Here is a 14,637-nt window from a genome sequence, read left to right as displayed (position 1 = left end):
GAAATATAAAATGACTAAGAAAATAGTGCATGTCGCAGTCGGTGTAATTTATAAAGACCAACAATTATTTATTTGTAAGCGCCCAGACGATAAACACCAAGGTGGCTTATGGGAGTTCCCTGGTGGCAAGGTCGAGCAGGGCGAAAGCGTGTTTGCAGCGTTACAACGTGAGCTATTAGAAGAAGTAAACCTGACTGTTAATGGCAGTGATGAATTAATGGTTATCGAACACGATTACGGCGATAAATGTGTGCGTTTAGATGTTCATATAGTTGATAACTTTACAGGCGAAGCCCATGGCGCAGAAGGTCAGCAAGGTAAGTGGGTACCCATTAATGAGCTTGATTACTACGTGTTCCCAGCCGCCAACGTCGAAATAGTTGAAAAGATAAAGCAACGTTTTAAATAAGCAACGAGATAAATAAGCAACGAGCTGCGAAAAGCGAGATACGAGCTAAACCGTGAAGGTTGTTTGATATTGCTGAACAGGTTTGCTTTTTCGGCGTTAAAACGCCTCCCACGAGTGTGATGCGTATCACTTGTAGGAAGGGCTTTAGCCGTGAATCTTATAAAAGATGTTGCTGCGCAAACGCGCCATGTAAGCATAACGCCTACGGTTTAATGTAGGCGTGAAATTTATTTCGCGCGAAGGGGTTATAAGCAACGAGCTGCGAGAAGCGAGAGGCGAGCTAAATTGAGCCGTTTGCTTAATGTTACTGAAAAGGTTTGCTTTTTCGGCGTTAAAACGCCTCCTACGTGTGTAGTGTGTATTACTTGTAGGAAGGGCTTTAGCCGTGAAAGGGTTATAAGCAACGAGTTACGAAGTACTAGATGCGAGCTAATGTAGGCGTGAAATTTATTTCGCGCGAAGGGGTTATAAGCAACGAGCTGCGAATTACGAGGTACGAGCTAAGCCGTGAAGGTTGTTTAATATTGCTGAACAGGTTTGCTTTTTCGGCGTTAAAACACCTCCCACGAATGTAGTGTGTATTACTTGTAGGAAGGGCTTTAGCCGTGAATTTTATAAAAGATGTTGCTGCGCAAACGCGCCATGCAAGCATAACGCCTACGGTTTAATGTAGGCGTGAAATTTATTTCGCGCGAAGGTGGCAAACCTCTAACCTCTAATCTCTAACCTCTAACCTCTAACCTCTAACCTCTAACCTCTAACCTCTATTTTCTATTTTCTATTTTCTATCTTTTAACCTCTAATTTTTTGTTTCATCGTTCAAATATGCAGCTCATCCCTTTTTGATAAAAATTGTTACATATTCGATTTTATTGTTTTGCATATGAGGTTTATTATGGGGGAAGCGAAAAACTACCTGCTATTATGGTTTTTCAATAGATACTTCAAAAACAATTAAGTACAGGACTCCCATGAAAAAAGTAACACTTACCGCTGCAAGTATTGCGCTTGCACTTGGTCTTGTTGGTTGTGGTGAAAAAGAACAAGAAGTTAAAACACCTGCAACGGCAACCGTCACTGAAGCAAAAGCACCTTTAGATTCAGGTATTGAACTGGCGAACATGGACAAGTCTGTTCGTGCACAAGACGACTTTTACTATCACGTTAACGGTGAATGGCTAGAAAAAACAGAAATTCCAGGTGATAAATCAAACTACGGTTCATTCACTCAGCTTTATGATGATTCGCAAAAAGCGATGAAAGAAGTACTCGAAAAAGCCGCAGCAAATAAAAATGTTAAGCCAGGCTCTGACGAAGCTAAATTAGCTGCTTTCTATAACAGCTATATGGACGAAGCGGGACGCGAAGCTGCGGGTATCAAACCATTAACGCCAATTCTTGAAAGTGTTGACGCAGTTAAGAATAAATCAGACCTCGTTACATTAATGGCTGAGTTACGTATTAAAGGCGGAAGCTTACCATTTGGTTGGTACGTAAATAACGACGCGAAAAACTCAAGCGAAAACGCGATGTATGTTTACCAATCAGGCCTAGGTTTACCTGACCGTGATTACTACTTAAAAGATGATGAAAAATTCACCAAGATTCGCGCAGCCTATGAAGCATACATTACTGCTATCTTAAGCAAAGCGGGTGTTGCTGATGCAGAAGCTGCTGCAAAAAATATCATCGCACTTGAAACAAGTATTGCAGATGCACAGTGGAGCCGCGTTGAAAGCCGTGATGCAACCAAATCTTATAACAAGATGAGCATTGCTGATGCGAATAAATTGACGGGTGAGTTCGATTTAGCTGCGTATTTTGATGCATCGGGCGTTAAAACCGACGACGTAATCGTTCGCCAGCCTAGCTACCTTGAAAAATTCGCAGGTATCTATAGCGATACTGATTTAGCAACATGGCAGAACTACCTTAAATTCCATTTTGTGAGCAATTACGCAGGTCTTTTAAATAAAGAGCTAGTAGACCTTAACTTTGATTTTTACAGCACAACACTTCGTGGTGTGACAGAGCAATCACCTCTGTGGAAAAAAGCAGTTGATGCGTCTAACGGTGTGTTAGGCGAAATTCTAGGTAAAGTATACGTTAAAGATAACTTCCCGCCTGAAGCAAAAGCGCGTATGGAAGAGCTGGTTGATAACGTAATTAAGGGCTACGCAGTTGCGATTGAAGGTCTTGAATGGATGAGCCCTGAAACGAAACTGGCTGCGAAAGAGAAGCTTGATAAGTTCACGCCTAAAATTGGTTATCCAGACAAGTGGAAAGACTACTCATCGCTTGAAATTAAAGGTGATGACCTCGTTGGTAACTACATTCGCTACAGCGAGTGGGAATTTGCAGACATGACTGCAAAAATAGGTAAGCCGGTAGACCGCTCTGAGTGGCACATGACACCACAAACGGTTAACGCTTACTACAATCCAGTGAATAACGAAATTGTATTCCCTGCAGCTATTTTACAACCGCCGTTCTTTAACCTAGAAGCCGATGACGCAGTAAACTACGGTGCTATTGGTGCGGTAATCGGCCACGAACTGGGTCATGGTTTCGACGACCAAGGCGCAAAATATGATGGTGACGGTAACTTACGTAACTGGTGGAGCGAATCAGATCTTAAACAGTTTGAAGAGCGCACAGGTCAACTTGTTGCTCAGTACAATGAGTACAAGCCGTTTGAAGATGCAAACGTAAATGGTGAGCTGACACTTGGTGAAAACATTGGTGACTTAGGTGGCTTAACAGTTGCTTATACAGCCTATCAATTATCACTTGGTGATCAAAAAGCGCCAGTGATTGACGGCTATACCGGCGAGCAACGTTTCTTTATGGGCTGGTCACAAATCTGGCGTCGTAAATATCGTGATGAAGAGTTACGTACCCGCCTAATGACAGACCCTCATTCACCAAGCCACTACCGTGTAATCGGTATTCTTTCAAACATGCCTGAGTTCTATGAGGCATTTGACGTGAAAGAAGGCGACAAAATGTATATCAAACCAGAAGATCGTGTGAAGATCTGGTAATAAACCACGGTTTGAAAAGAAGGCTCTGAGTGTTTGCTCAGAGCCTTTTTTGTATGTATTGTCTCGTCCTGAAATGTGTTTACACATTTAGGACTTATTATGACCAAGTCAAATAATACACCGATCAAACGAACACAACGAGATTATTCATTAGGCTTTAAATTACAAGTTGTCGACGCTGTAGAAAAAGGCGATATGACTTATAAACAAGCCCAAAAAATTTATGGCATACAAGGTCGCTCAACTGTGCTTACTTGGTTGAGAAAACACGGTAAGATGGATTGGACTCAATCACCTAAGATGACTATGCCTAAATCACCTAAAGCCAAAGAAAGCCCCGCACAAAAAATCAAGCGTCTCGAACGAGAGCTCGAAGATGAGCACTTACGTAACCTGTTACTCAATGAAGTGGTTAATATTCTTGACGCTGAGCATGGGACAAACCTTAGAAAAAAGTATATTGCCAAGGAGCAAGAAGCCTTCAAAAGCAAAAAATAGTTAGCTTAGAACGTGCTTGCAAGCTGCTTGGGATAACGAGACAAGCAATATATCAACGAGAGAGCAGAGCTAAATTGCGTGCTATTGAACTTGCACCAGTTAAAGCGATGGTATTGGAAATACGACGCTTTATGCCGCGTTTAGGTGGAAGGAAATTATATTTTCTACTGAAACCCAAACTCATAGAGCAAGGTATAAGTTTAGGTCGAGATGCTTTTTTTAGTTACTTAAAAAGTGAACATTTATTGGTTAAACCTAAGCGTAGTTATACAAAAACGACGTTTAGTAAACATTGGATGAAAAAGCATCCTAACTTGCTTAAAGATAGACAACCATCGAGGCCAGAAGAGGTATTTGTAAGTGATATAACCTACGTTCAATCAACGCAAGGTGTTCACTATCTATCGCTGGTAACTGATGCGTATAGTCGCAAAATTATGGGATATGAACTCAGTGATGAAATGAAGGCGACAGATGTGGTTAAGGCATTAGATATGACCATCGCTAATCGTCAGTATCAATGCAGTACGATTCACCATTCAGATAGAGGGTTACAGTATTGCTCACGGGTATATCAAGTAAAGCTTAATGAAAATGGCATTACTCCATCGATGACCGATGGCTATGATTGCTATCAAAATGCATTGGCGGAGCGCATTAATGGCATATTGAAGCAAGAATTCTTACTCTATAAATGCCAAAACCTGAAAGAGCTACGTGAACTCGTCGAAGAATCAATAGTAATATACAATGAAATGAGGCCGCATTTGAGTTTAGGCATGGAAACCCCAAACCAAGTGCATAAAAAAGACCAAGAGCAAAAGCTACTGGCCTTCAATTAAAACCGTCAACGTATTTTAGGACGAGACAAAAGAGACTTAAACCATAATCGCATCTTTTAGATACTGGAATAACTCTTTGTAACTCTTTGCCGGTTTTTCGGCTTTAACTTCCTTGGTTGCATTACGCACTAGTTGACGCATTTTTTGACGCTCAAGCGATGGATACTGCTCAATAGTCGGGTTGATTAAGTCATCACCTTGCTTGATCAAGTCATCACGAAGCTTTTCTATTTTATTCATTAATACGTCAGCTTGGTTATTCTTGTTCAGCATGATGTCAATCATGGCTTGAATTTCATCAACGTTTTCAGTGGTACGTAGTACTTTTGCAATATAGTTTAAGTTACGACGGTAAGCATCGCTTTTATCGCTAACTTTATCTGCAACGACGAGGGCTTCTTTAAGCTCGTCGTTTAATGGTAAGCGGTCGCGTTGCTTTTTAGCCATCCCTGCGATTTCAGCGCCAAGATCGTGATATTGCATTGCCTCACGCTTTAATTCGCTTTTTGATACGTAAATAATTTCTTCTTCAATTGCAGGCTTTTTCTTCTTCGCCATAAGGATGCTCATCCGGTAAACTTAACTATTCACTATTATACGTCATTTAGTTAATGATTAATATTAGCTGATGCACGTCTCGCAGTGTGTTAGCATTCGCTACACTATAAAAAATATCATAGCCTAGGACACCGAAGATGAAAGATCCTATTTATCAACATATTTCACAAGTGAAAGATGCCGTAAGCGAAGTTCTTGAGCATGCTAAAAAGCTTGGAGCAACCGCTGCAGAAGCTGCAATGTCGAGCACGTCAGGTTTGTCTGTTAGCACGCGAATGGGAGAAGTTGAAACAATAGAGTTTAACCAAGATGGTGGCTTAGGTATCAGTGTGTATGTGGGTAATAATAAAGGCTCGGCATCAACCGCCGACTTAAACCCAAAAACGTTACGTACTGTGGTCGAAAAAGCAATTGATATTGCTAAGTTTACATCTGACGATCCATTCAACGGTATTGCCGATAAAGAACTACTTGAATTTGCACCACAAGATTTAGATTTATATCACCCGTGGGATGTCAGCCCAGAGCAAGGTATTGAGTTGTGTCATCAAGCAGAGCAGGCCGCATTGAATGCTGATGAGCGCATTGTAAATTCTGATGGTGCGAGCTTTTCGTCTCACCAAGGGCTTCGCGTATATGGTAACAGCCATGGCATGATTGCTGGTTACCCGCGTACTCGCCACAGTATAAGCACCATGGTGATTGGCAAAGAAGGTGAGCAAATGCAGCGTGACTCTGCATACACTGTTGCTCGCCATAAAGACGATTTAAACGATGCTGCAAAAGTGGGTCTTGAAGCGGCTACAGAAACACTCGCTAAACTCAATAGTCAAAAACTCGGTACCATGAAAGTGCCTGTTATTTTTAGAGCAGATATTGCCAACTCGTTATTTGGCCATTTAGTGTCGGCGATTGGCGGTGGTGCACTTTATCGTAAATCGAGCTTTTTACTCGATAGTTTAGGCACCAAAGTGTTCAGCGATTGTGTGAATATTTCTGAGCGTCCGCATTTATTAAAAGGCCTTGCTTCATCACCGTTTGATGCGGAAGGCTTAAAAACAGTCGACCGTGAAATTATTCAAGGCGGTGAGCTGCAAACTTACCTATTAGCAAGCTATGCGGCTCGTAAATTATCAATGGCACCAACCGGTCATGCGGGCGGGATCCACAACTGGTTAGTTGAGCAAACGCACGCTGATTTAAAAGCGCTGTTAAACACCATGGGCACCGGCTTATTAGTCACAGAACTCATGGGGCAGGGGGTCAACACGGTAACAGGTGATTACTCGCGTGGCGCAGCGGGCTTTTGGGTAGAAAACGGCGAGATTCAATACCCTGTCAGCGAGATAACAATCGCAGGCAACCTTAAAGATATGTTTAAAGCGGTTGTCGGACTGGGTGGTGATATTGAGCGTCGTGGCGGGATTCAAACGGGCTCAGTGCTAATTGAACAAATGCAGATAGCAGGAAGCTAACACGCAACGGAGCAGCATAAAGCCTCACTTAATAAAGTGGGGCTTTTTTATTAAAAAATGTGTCTCGTCCTGAAATGTGTTTACACATTTAGGACTTATTATGACCAAGTCAAATAATACACCGATCAAACGAACACAACGAGATTATTCATTAGGCTTTAAATTACAAGTTGTCGACGCTGTAGAAAAAGGCGATATGACTTATAAACAAGCCCAAAAAATTTATGGCATACAAGGTCGCTCAACTGTGCTTACTTGGTTGAGAAAACACGGTAAGATGGATTGGACTCAATCACCTAAGATGACTATGCCTAAATCACCTAAAGCCAAAGAAAGCCCCGCACAAAAAATCAAGCGTCTCGAACGAGAGCTCGAAGATGAGCACTTACGTAACCTGTTACTCAATGAAGTGGTTAATATTCTTGACGCTGAGCATGGGACAAACCTTAGAAAAAAGTATATTGCCAAGGAGCAAGAAGCCTTCAAAAGCAAAAAATAGTTAGCTTAGAACGTGCTTGCAAGCTGCTTGGGATAACGAGACAAGCAATATATCAACGAGAGAGCAGAGCTAAATTGCGTGCTATTGAACTTGCACCAGTTAAAGCGATGGTATTGGAAATACGACGCTTTATGCCGCGTTTAGGTGGAAGGAAATTATATTTTCTACTGAAACCCAAACTCATAGAGCAAGGTATAAGTTTAGGTCGAGATGCTTTTTTTAGTTACTTAAAAAGTGAACATTTATTGGTTAAACCTAAGCGTAGTTATACAAAAACGACGTTTAGTAAACATTGGATGAAAAAGCATCCTAACTTGCTTAAAGATAGACAACCATCGAGGCCAGAAGAGGTATTTGTAAGTGATATAACCTACGTTCAATCAACGCAAGGTGTTCACTATCTATCGCTGGTAACTGATGCGTATAGTCGCAAAATTATGGGATATGAACTCAGTGATGAAATGAAGGCGACAGATGTGGTTAAGGCATTAGATATGACCATCGCTAATCGTCAGTATCAATGCAGTACGATTCACCATTCAGATAGAGGGTTACAGTATTGCTCACGGGTATATCAAGTAAAGCTTAATGAAAATGGCATTACTCCATCGATGACCGATGGCTATGATTGCTATCAAAATGCATTGGCGGAGCGCATTAATGGCATATTGAAGCAAGAATTCTTACTCTATAAATGCCAAAATCTGAAAGAGCTACGTGAACTCGTCGAAGAATCAATAGTAATATACAATGAAATGAGGCCGCATTTGAGTTTAGGCATGGAAACCCCAAACCAAGTGCATAAAAAAGACCAGGAGCAAAAGCTACTGGCCTTCAATTAAAACCGTCAACGTATTTTAGGACGAGACAATGCTTTACCTCAACTAAACTTTAGGTTTTATCGTACTGGCAGTTTCATAATTTAAAAGGAAATTCGCTATGCATTTAGAACACATAAACCTAGTCGTAAGTAATGTTGACGCCATGCTGCATTTTTATAAAGCCGCGTTCCCTCATTGGCGAGTAAGAAGCCAAGGCGACAGCACCTGGTCTGGAAAGCCGCGTAAATGGCTGCACTTTGGTGATGATTACCAGTACATCGCATTCAGCGATAATGGTGAAGATGAAAATCGCGATTTATCGGGCCATCAAGTGGGCCTTGCTCACTTTGCTTATGTGACACACGATATTAATGCCGTGATTGAACGCCTTGTAGATGCAGGCTACGAAGTGGATAAATTAGGCCCTGAAAACCCTTACCGAAAAAACGTGTATTTTATTGACCCCGCAGGCTTTGAAGTCGAGTTTGTCGAATATTTCAGTGACATCCCAAGTGAAAGAAATAACGATCTTTAGCGATGAAAAAACGAGAGCGAAGTACGAGCGAAATAAGTAACGAGTTACGAAAAGCGAGATGCGAGCTAAACCGTGAAGGGTGTTTAATGTCGCTGAAAAGGTTCGCTTTTTCGGCGTTAAAACGCCTCCCACGAGTGTAGTGTGTATCTTTTGTAGGAGGCTTTAGCCGTGAAAGGGTTATAGGTAACGAGCTGCGAAAAGCGAGATGCGAGCTAAATCGAGATGGTTGTTAATACCGCTTAAAAGGTTTGCTTTTTCGGCGTTAAAACGCCTCCCACGAGTGTGATGTGTGTCACTTGTAGGAGGGGCTTTAGCCGTGAAAGGGTGTAAGCAACGAGTGACGAATTACGAGATTCGAGCTATACGGTGAAGGGTGTTTAATGTCGTTGAAAATGTTTGCTTTTCGGCGTTAAAACGCCTCCCACGTGTGAGGTGTATATCACTTGTAGGAGGGGCTTTAGCCGTGAATTTTATAAAAGACGTTGCTGCGCAAACGCGCCATGCAAGCATAACGCCTACGGTTTAATGTAGGCGTGAAATTTATTTCGCGTGAAGAGGTTCTAAGCAACGAGCTGCGAAAAGCGAGATGCGAGCTTGTATAGTTAAAACGCCTCCCTCGTGTGTGATGTGTGTCACTTGTAGGAGGGGCTTTAGCCGTGAATTTTATAAAGAGACGTTGCTGCACAAACGCGCCATGCAAGCATAACGCCTACGGTTTAATGTAGGCGTGAAATTTATTTCGCGTGAAGAGGTTGTAAGCAACGAGCTGCGAAAAGCGAGATGCGAGCTTGTATAGTTAAAACGCCTCCCACGTGTGAGATGTGTGTCACTTGTAGGAGGGGCTTTAGCCGCGAATTTTATAAAAGACGTTGCTGCGCAAACGCGCCATGCAAGCATAAGGCCTACGGTTTAATGTAGGCGTGAAATTTATTTCGCGCGAAGGGGTTGTAAGCAACGAGTTACGAAGTACGAGATGTGAGCTAAACCGTGAAGGGTGTTTAATGTCGCTTAAAAGGTTTGCTTTTTCGGCGTTAAAACGCCTCCCACGTGTGAAATGTGTATCACTTGTAGGAGGGGCTTTAGCCGTGAATTTTATAAAGAGACGTTGCTGCGCAAACGCGCCATGCAAGCATAACGCCTACGGTTTAAGGTAGGCGTGAAATTTATTTCGCGCGAAGGGGTTATAAGTAACGAGTTACGAAGTACGAGATGCGAGCTAAACCGTGAAGGGTGTTTAATGTCGCTGAAAAGGTTCGCTTTTTCGGCGTTAAAACGCCTCCCACGTGTGAAATGTGTATCACTTGTAGGAGGGGCTTTAGCCGTGAAAGGGTTGTAAGCAACGAAGTACGAAAAGCGAGATGCGAGCTTGTATAGTTAAAACGCCTCCCACATGTAGTGTATATCACTTGTAGGAGGGGCTTTAGCCGTGAATTTTATAAAAGACGTTGCTGTGCAAACGTGCCATGTAAACATAACGCCTACGGTTTAAGGTAGGCGTGAAATTTATTGTGCGCGAAGGGGTTTCGCAACTCGTATTTCGTCATTGCACTCTATTCATTTCTTTCCAACTGGCTTTTAGGCTGTTGGCAAAGCTGATGAACTTTTCTTTCATGGTGCGTTTGACTTTAATCTCTACTGAGCCTAGCCAAACATTACCTTCAATCGTAATTGTGGGGCCTTGCCCTTTATTGAGTGCAACCGATTTATTTTCAACGCTACCAACCACACTAAACAATTTTGACACTACATTCACATGCTCTGGCACGTAGATTTCGTCGCTGCCTAAAATACAGTTTACGTAGATGGTGACATGCTGGTGCTGAAAAACGGCTTCACTAAAGTCTAATTCAATTGAGCCTAAACAGTTCGTTAGGTGAATTTCTTTCGGGACTAGCCATTGGCCGCTGCGCTCGTTGGAACCTAAAATACTGCGTAGTTGCAGGCTTTCTGCATCGCTACCATGTGCATAGTGAGGTTTAAACTGCGCGTGTTTATGTGACTTGTAGTCAATATCTGCTGTTAACTCTAAGTCAGAAACCAGCTCAATTAACACTTCATTGCTGGTGGCTTCCATTGCTTGGTCTAGTCTTCGTTCAAATGCTTCTGCTGAAATAACTGCATGACTGTAGTTATAGATAAGTTGATCGATTACTTCTTCTCTTACTTGCTCGATGGGGCGATCTTCGAGTTTGACGGCCATGATAATTCCCTGTTGAGTTTTAAAGTTATGTTAATCACAAAGCAAAGTGTAGGCCAAAAATTATTTTATTAATATTCATTGGTTTATGTTTTTTGATGTGGGCTTTCATTCGTTAAATTAACCATAGATTAATAAGATTGACAATTAATTAGTCATTTTTATAACAGAGTGAACTTCTTACCGAATTGTCTGTAAATAATTACCGAAACGAATATAAATCATGGCTGAATATCGATTTAACTTATTGAATAATATAAAAATAAAAATTTGGCATCGAAGTCGCATTAGTTATCTCGTCTTTAATCAAAAGGAGAAAGATTATGAATACATTCAACAAGACTATGATTGCTGCGTTAGTAATTGGTGCAACAAGTATGAGTGCTCAGGCAAGCAACTGGGAAAATGAAAGTAAAGATGCTTGGATTGATGGTAAGGCAGAAACTGTGCTTCTTATGAACACTAACCTAAATAATTTTGATATCAACACAGACGTAAAAAACGGCAAAGTTGTATTAACCGGTAAAGTTGATAGTGAATTAGACAAAGAGTTAGCCGAAGAGCTTGTACTTAGCCTAGACGGAGTAACTGCTGTTGATAATAAATTAACGGTTGTGAAAAACATGAAGTCTAAGGCAGCGAGTGCAGATAAAGGTGACTCAGTAGAAAGTGACTTAACTGATGCGAAGATCAGTACAGTGATCACCACACGTTATTTATTTAACTCTGAAGTAGGCGGCACTGATATTGATGTCGATACAGATAAAGGCGTTGTTACACTAAAAGGTACGGTTAAGTCAGATGCAGAAAAGCAATTAGCAGTGAGCATTGCTGAAAATGCTGAAGATGTGCGTAAAGTCATCGATGAACTTAAGATTGTTGCTGAATAATAGCACGCCCTATAGCCCAGCTTTGGCTGGGCTTATCTTTTTCAAGGAGTGAGTTATGGATTTAATACGCATTATTTTCTCGGTTTTAATTCCGCCTCTTGGCGTATTTTTACAGGTAGGTTTGGGGGCACAATTCTGGATTAATATTATTTTAACCTTATTAGGGTACATTCCAGGTTTGATTCATGCTGTGTATATTATCGGTAAGCGATAATAATCACGGTTCAAAGGAATGAGTTTACGGCAAGGAAATGCACACGTAATAATGGATGACAACACTGCAAGGAGATTTACAGTATGGAAAATGTAACACAGCACAAAGGACAGCAAGGAAGTAACAAGGCGTTATGGACAAGCGCACAATGGCAACGCTTTATGGATAAAGTGAAAGGATAAACACCAAGGATTTTGGTTTAGGCTAGGAGCCAAATATGGATGAAGCTAGCGTAAGGAGGTGACAAAATGGAACAAGTACAAGCGCAATTATTACACGGACTGAACAACAAGGGAGTTGCTACATGGAATGAGCAACAGTGGCAACTATTTATGGAACTTACTAAAGCGGTTACGCCACAGGTAACAAGGAAGGCTGACGATAAAAACCCGATGTCATCTTCAGGTGACATCGGGTTTTTAATTACATCTGCAATCTATCTCAATACCAATTCAAATCAGTGTGAATGATTTAAACCTGTCGTTTGCAGCGTTAAAAATTTCTTATTAACGACTGCATGGTGCCTGATTTGTTACTTATAATAAGTAGCAAGAACACACACCTAGAACAATTCAATGACTAATCACAACTTAAATTGATTAACTGTTTTATTAAGTGAAATAGCTAGCTCATTGAGATCGCGTGCTTCGTCTGCTAACTCATGTGCATGATCTGCTGTACTATTAACTAAATGGTTAATTGCCGCGAGGCTATTGTTAATGTCCTCAGCAACCACCGTTTGTTGCTCAGTTGAGGTCGCAATTTGATGACTCTGGTCTTGTACATTCGTCACTGAGCCTGCAATATCTTGCAGAGCTTGCAGTACAATTTGAGTTTGCTCTACAGAGCCTTCTGCACGCTCTTGACCCTGCTGCATCATGGTGGATGCTTTTTGAGCTATTTGCTGTAAACGCGTGATCATATTACGAATATCATCGGTCGACTCTTGTGTACGACTTGCCAGTGAGCGTACCTCATCAGCAACCACCGCAAAGCCTCGCCCTTGCTCACCTGCACGCGCCGCTTCAATGGCTGCATTGAGTGCCAGTAAATTGGTTTGTTCTGCAATTGAGTTGATTACATCGACAACAGCGCCAATATTGCCGCTTTCTTGCTCAAGCCCAGCAACAACTTTAGATGCCTCACCGATGTGGCTGGCAAGTGCGGTCATCACCGATTGCGCCTGCGTTGAACGCTTGGTGCCATCGGCTGTAATGCTTTGCACTTCTTCGGCTGCATTGTTGGTGTGTTGCGCATTTCGCGAAATTTCGAGTACCGTAGAGGCCATTTCTGTTACTGCGGCGCTAACACTGTCAACTTGTTGCTTTTCTTGCTGAATTTCGTCGTTGGTTTTTTTAGAGACGATTTTAAGCTGTGAAGCCGCTTGGCTTAACTGCTCAGCTTGGGCTGCTGTATTAAGCATCATGGCACGTAATTTATCGATAAAGGTATTCATGTGGTGAGCGAGCTGACCAACTTCATCTTGACTCTTTATTTCGATTTTTTGGGTTAAATCACCATCACCTGAAGCAATATCACGCATGATATAAGTAAGTTTTGTCAGTGGTTTAGTGATCATTTGCGTAGCCCAGAAGATCATCGCAATAATAATCGCTAAAATGATGATCACAGAGGTCGTTGTTGTCATGACTGCATCATGTACTGGCTCTTCGATCATGCTGGTTGGTATTAAAATACCCACATACCAATCAAGGTATGGGCTTTCTAATTCAAGGCGGTTGTATACAACGTAATATTGCTCGCCTTTTAGGGTGACAAAACCACTGCCGTCTTTGTTGCTTTTCATGGTGCGGTTTAATTCGCTGAAGCCTGATGTGTCACTAAATTGTTTTTCGAGGGCATCAAGACCTTCTTTGCCGTTTGGACCTTCGTCTGTCACAGACAGTTTATGACCGGTGCGCTTAGATAAGTGAACCACCTTTTGGTTGCCATCAAGTAAAAAGCCAAACCCTTGTCCGTTAAAGCGAATATCTTCAACCATGTCGTTGATATTGTTAAGTTGTAAATCAACCCCACCAAAACCAACCAGTTTGTTTTGTTTATTATAAACAGGTTGCTGTACTACAGCTGAGGCGTTGCCTGTGGTTAAATCAACAGAAATAGGACCAACATACAATTTGTTGATCTTTAAGGCATCTTGCCACCAGCCACGTTTATAAGCGTAATAAGGCTGGCCATTGTAGTGGGTGGTGCGTTCGTTTTCTTTAAAGTACTCACCGGTTGTCGCCGATGCGAAGAAGGCAGATAAAATATTGTCGTCGTTGCCACTAATACGCACAAAGTCTTGGTTAACGCTGTCGTATCCGGGTTGGTTTTCAAGGCTTTGATCGCGCTTTTTCCAATTATCAAACCAATTTACTAAGTGCGGATTGGTTACAAAGGTTTCAACTACTTTACCGTATTTGGCAAAGTAACTTTGCATTGAAAGCCGCTCACTTTGTAAGTAGCTATCCGCTTCGCGTTGGATAGCCTGACGTGATAGGTCAGCAATATGGCTAACAAAAAAACTAGACGCGATGATAAGTAATACACTTATCGTTCCGCCGATGAGTAATAATATTTTTTTACGTAAAGAAAGGTTATTTAACATAGGTGCACGTGTTTTTATTATCGGGTAGAGTTAGTTATCTAATC

12 protein-coding genes are annotated in these 14,637 nt (G+C 41.7%); 9 read left to right on the top strand and 3 right to left on the bottom strand.

What is annotated here, in order from left to right; translation table 11 throughout:
• Positions 1-10: 10 nt before the first annotated feature.
• The 3 genes from mutT to GZH31_RS14525 all read left to right on the top strand — a co-directional run bounded on the left by mutT (position 11) and on the right by GZH31_RS14525 (position 4,793).
• Positions 11-409, top strand: a complete 399-nt coding sequence (gene mutT, locus GZH31_RS14535; RefSeq protein ID WP_065979523.1) for an 8-oxo-dGTP diphosphatase MutT — start codon at positions 11-13, stop codon at positions 407-409.
• 971 nt (positions 410-1,380) lie between these two features.
• A complete protein-coding gene (locus tag GZH31_RS14530; protein WP_180311154.1) occupies positions 1,381-3,453 on the top strand; it encodes a M13 family metallopeptidase in 2,073 nt (690 codons plus the stop codon).
• A 99-nt stretch (positions 3,454-3,552) separates the two neighbouring features.
• A protein-coding gene (locus GZH31_RS14525) for an IS3 family transposase (RefSeq protein ID WP_374027183.1) occupies positions 3,553-4,793 on the top strand; the annotation gives its coding sequence in 2 pieces (ribosomal slippage) (positions 3,553-3,910 and positions 3,910-4,793; 1,242 coding nt in all).
• 36 nt (positions 4,794-4,829) lie between these two features.
• On the opposite strand, the gene yjgA is transcribed toward GZH31_RS14525, so the two are convergent.
• Entirely contained in the window at positions 4,830-5,351 is a 522-nt protein-coding gene (gene yjgA, locus GZH31_RS14520) for a ribosome biogenesis factor YjgA (protein WP_036973236.1), read from the bottom strand.
• A gap of 137 nt (positions 5,352-5,488) precedes the next feature.
• Between yjgA and pmbA the strand changes: the two genes are divergently transcribed.
• The 3 genes from pmbA (at position 5,489) to GZH31_RS14505 (ending at position 8,681) form a co-directional block, all read left to right on the top strand.
• Complete coding sequence (pmbA, locus tag GZH31_RS14515) at positions 5,489-6,826, top strand: metalloprotease PmbA (RefSeq protein WP_036973235.1); 1,338 nt, start codon at positions 5,489-5,491, stop codon at positions 6,824-6,826.
• Positions 6,827-6,926: 100 nt separating this feature from the next.
• A protein-coding gene (locus tag GZH31_RS14510) for an IS3 family transposase (RefSeq protein ID WP_374027183.1) occupies positions 6,927-8,167 on the top strand; the annotation gives its coding sequence in 2 pieces (ribosomal slippage) (positions 6,927-7,284 and positions 7,284-8,167; 1,242 coding nt in all).
• Between the two features lie 97 nt (positions 8,168-8,264).
• Positions 8,265-8,681 carry a VOC family protein gene (locus GZH31_RS14505; protein WP_118844667.1) on the top strand — a complete coding sequence of 139 codons (417 nt, stop codon included), beginning with the start codon at positions 8,265-8,267 and terminating at the stop codon, positions 8,679-8,681.
• A 1,540-nt stretch (positions 8,682-10,221) separates the two neighbouring features.
• Here the strand turns inward: GZH31_RS14505 and GZH31_RS14500 are convergent.
• Positions 10,222-10,881, bottom strand: a complete 660-nt coding sequence (locus GZH31_RS14500) for a LiaF domain-containing protein (protein WP_074989329.1) — start codon at positions 10,879-10,881, stop codon at positions 10,222-10,224.
• 320 nt (positions 10,882-11,201) lie between these two features.
• Between GZH31_RS14500 and GZH31_RS14495 the strand changes: the two genes are divergently transcribed.
• From GZH31_RS14495 to GZH31_RS14485, 3 genes are all read left to right on the top strand, one after another.
• Entirely contained in the window at positions 11,202-11,768 is a 567-nt protein-coding gene (locus GZH31_RS14495; RefSeq protein ID WP_036973231.1) for a BON domain-containing protein, read from the top strand.
• Positions 11,769-11,823: 55 nt separating this feature from the next.
• Positions 11,824-11,982 (top strand): YqaE/Pmp3 family membrane protein, encoded by a 159-nt coding sequence (locus GZH31_RS14490; protein ID WP_036973230.1) that lies wholly within the window; start codon positions 11,824-11,826, stop codon positions 11,980-11,982.
• 248 nt (positions 11,983-12,230) lie between these two features.
• A complete protein-coding gene (locus GZH31_RS14485) occupies positions 12,231-12,452 on the top strand; it encodes a hypothetical protein (protein WP_036973229.1) in 222 nt (73 codons plus the stop codon).
• A 113-nt stretch (positions 12,453-12,565) separates the two neighbouring features.
• Here the strand turns inward: GZH31_RS14485 and GZH31_RS14480 are convergent, their stop codons facing one another.
• Positions 12,566-14,593 carry a methyl-accepting chemotaxis protein gene (locus tag GZH31_RS14480; RefSeq protein WP_180311153.1) on the bottom strand — a complete coding sequence of 676 codons (2,028 nt, stop codon included), beginning with the start codon at positions 14,591-14,593 and terminating at the stop codon, positions 12,566-12,568.
• Between the last annotated feature and the right edge of the window lie 44 nt (positions 14,594-14,637).

The organism is Pseudoalteromonas sp. JSTW (assembly GCF_013423925.1).
Lineage (GTDB): Bacteria > Pseudomonadota > Gammaproteobacteria > Enterobacterales > Alteromonadaceae > Pseudoalteromonas > Pseudoalteromonas lipolytica.
The sequence above is the reverse complement of the archived record's forward strand: the minus strand, read 5'-3'. Positions and strand labels throughout refer to the sequence as shown.

Coding starts and splice junctions, on each gene's coding strand:
- mutT (WP_065979523.1), top strand. CDS start 11: ATGACTAAGAAAATAGTGCATGTCGCAGTCGGTGTAATTTATAAAGAC.
- GZH31_RS14530 (WP_180311154.1), top strand. CDS start 1,381: ATGAAAAAAGTAACACTTACCGCTGCAAGTATTGCGCTTGCACTTGGT.
- yjgA (WP_036973236.1), bottom strand. CDS start 5,351: ATGGCGAAGAAGAAAAAGCCTGCAATTGAAGAAGAAATTATTTACGTA.
- pmbA (WP_036973235.1), top strand. CDS start 5,489: ATGAAAGATCCTATTTATCAACATATTTCACAAGTGAAAGATGCCGTA.
- GZH31_RS14505 (WP_118844667.1), top strand. CDS start 8,265: ATGCATTTAGAACACATAAACCTAGTCGTAAGTAATGTTGACGCCATG.
- GZH31_RS14500 (WP_074989329.1), bottom strand. CDS start 10,881: ATGGCCGTCAAACTCGAAGATCGCCCCATCGAGCAAGTAAGAGAAGAA.
- GZH31_RS14495 (WP_036973231.1), top strand. CDS start 11,202: ATGAATACATTCAACAAGACTATGATTGCTGCGTTAGTAATTGGTGCA.
- GZH31_RS14490 (WP_036973230.1), top strand. CDS start 11,824: ATGGATTTAATACGCATTATTTTCTCGGTTTTAATTCCGCCTCTTGGC.
- GZH31_RS14485 (WP_036973229.1), top strand. CDS start 12,231: ATGGAACAAGTACAAGCGCAATTATTACACGGACTGAACAACAAGGGA.
- GZH31_RS14480 (WP_180311153.1), bottom strand. CDS start 14,593: ATGTTAAATAACCTTTCTTTACGTAAAAAAATATTATTACTCATCGGC.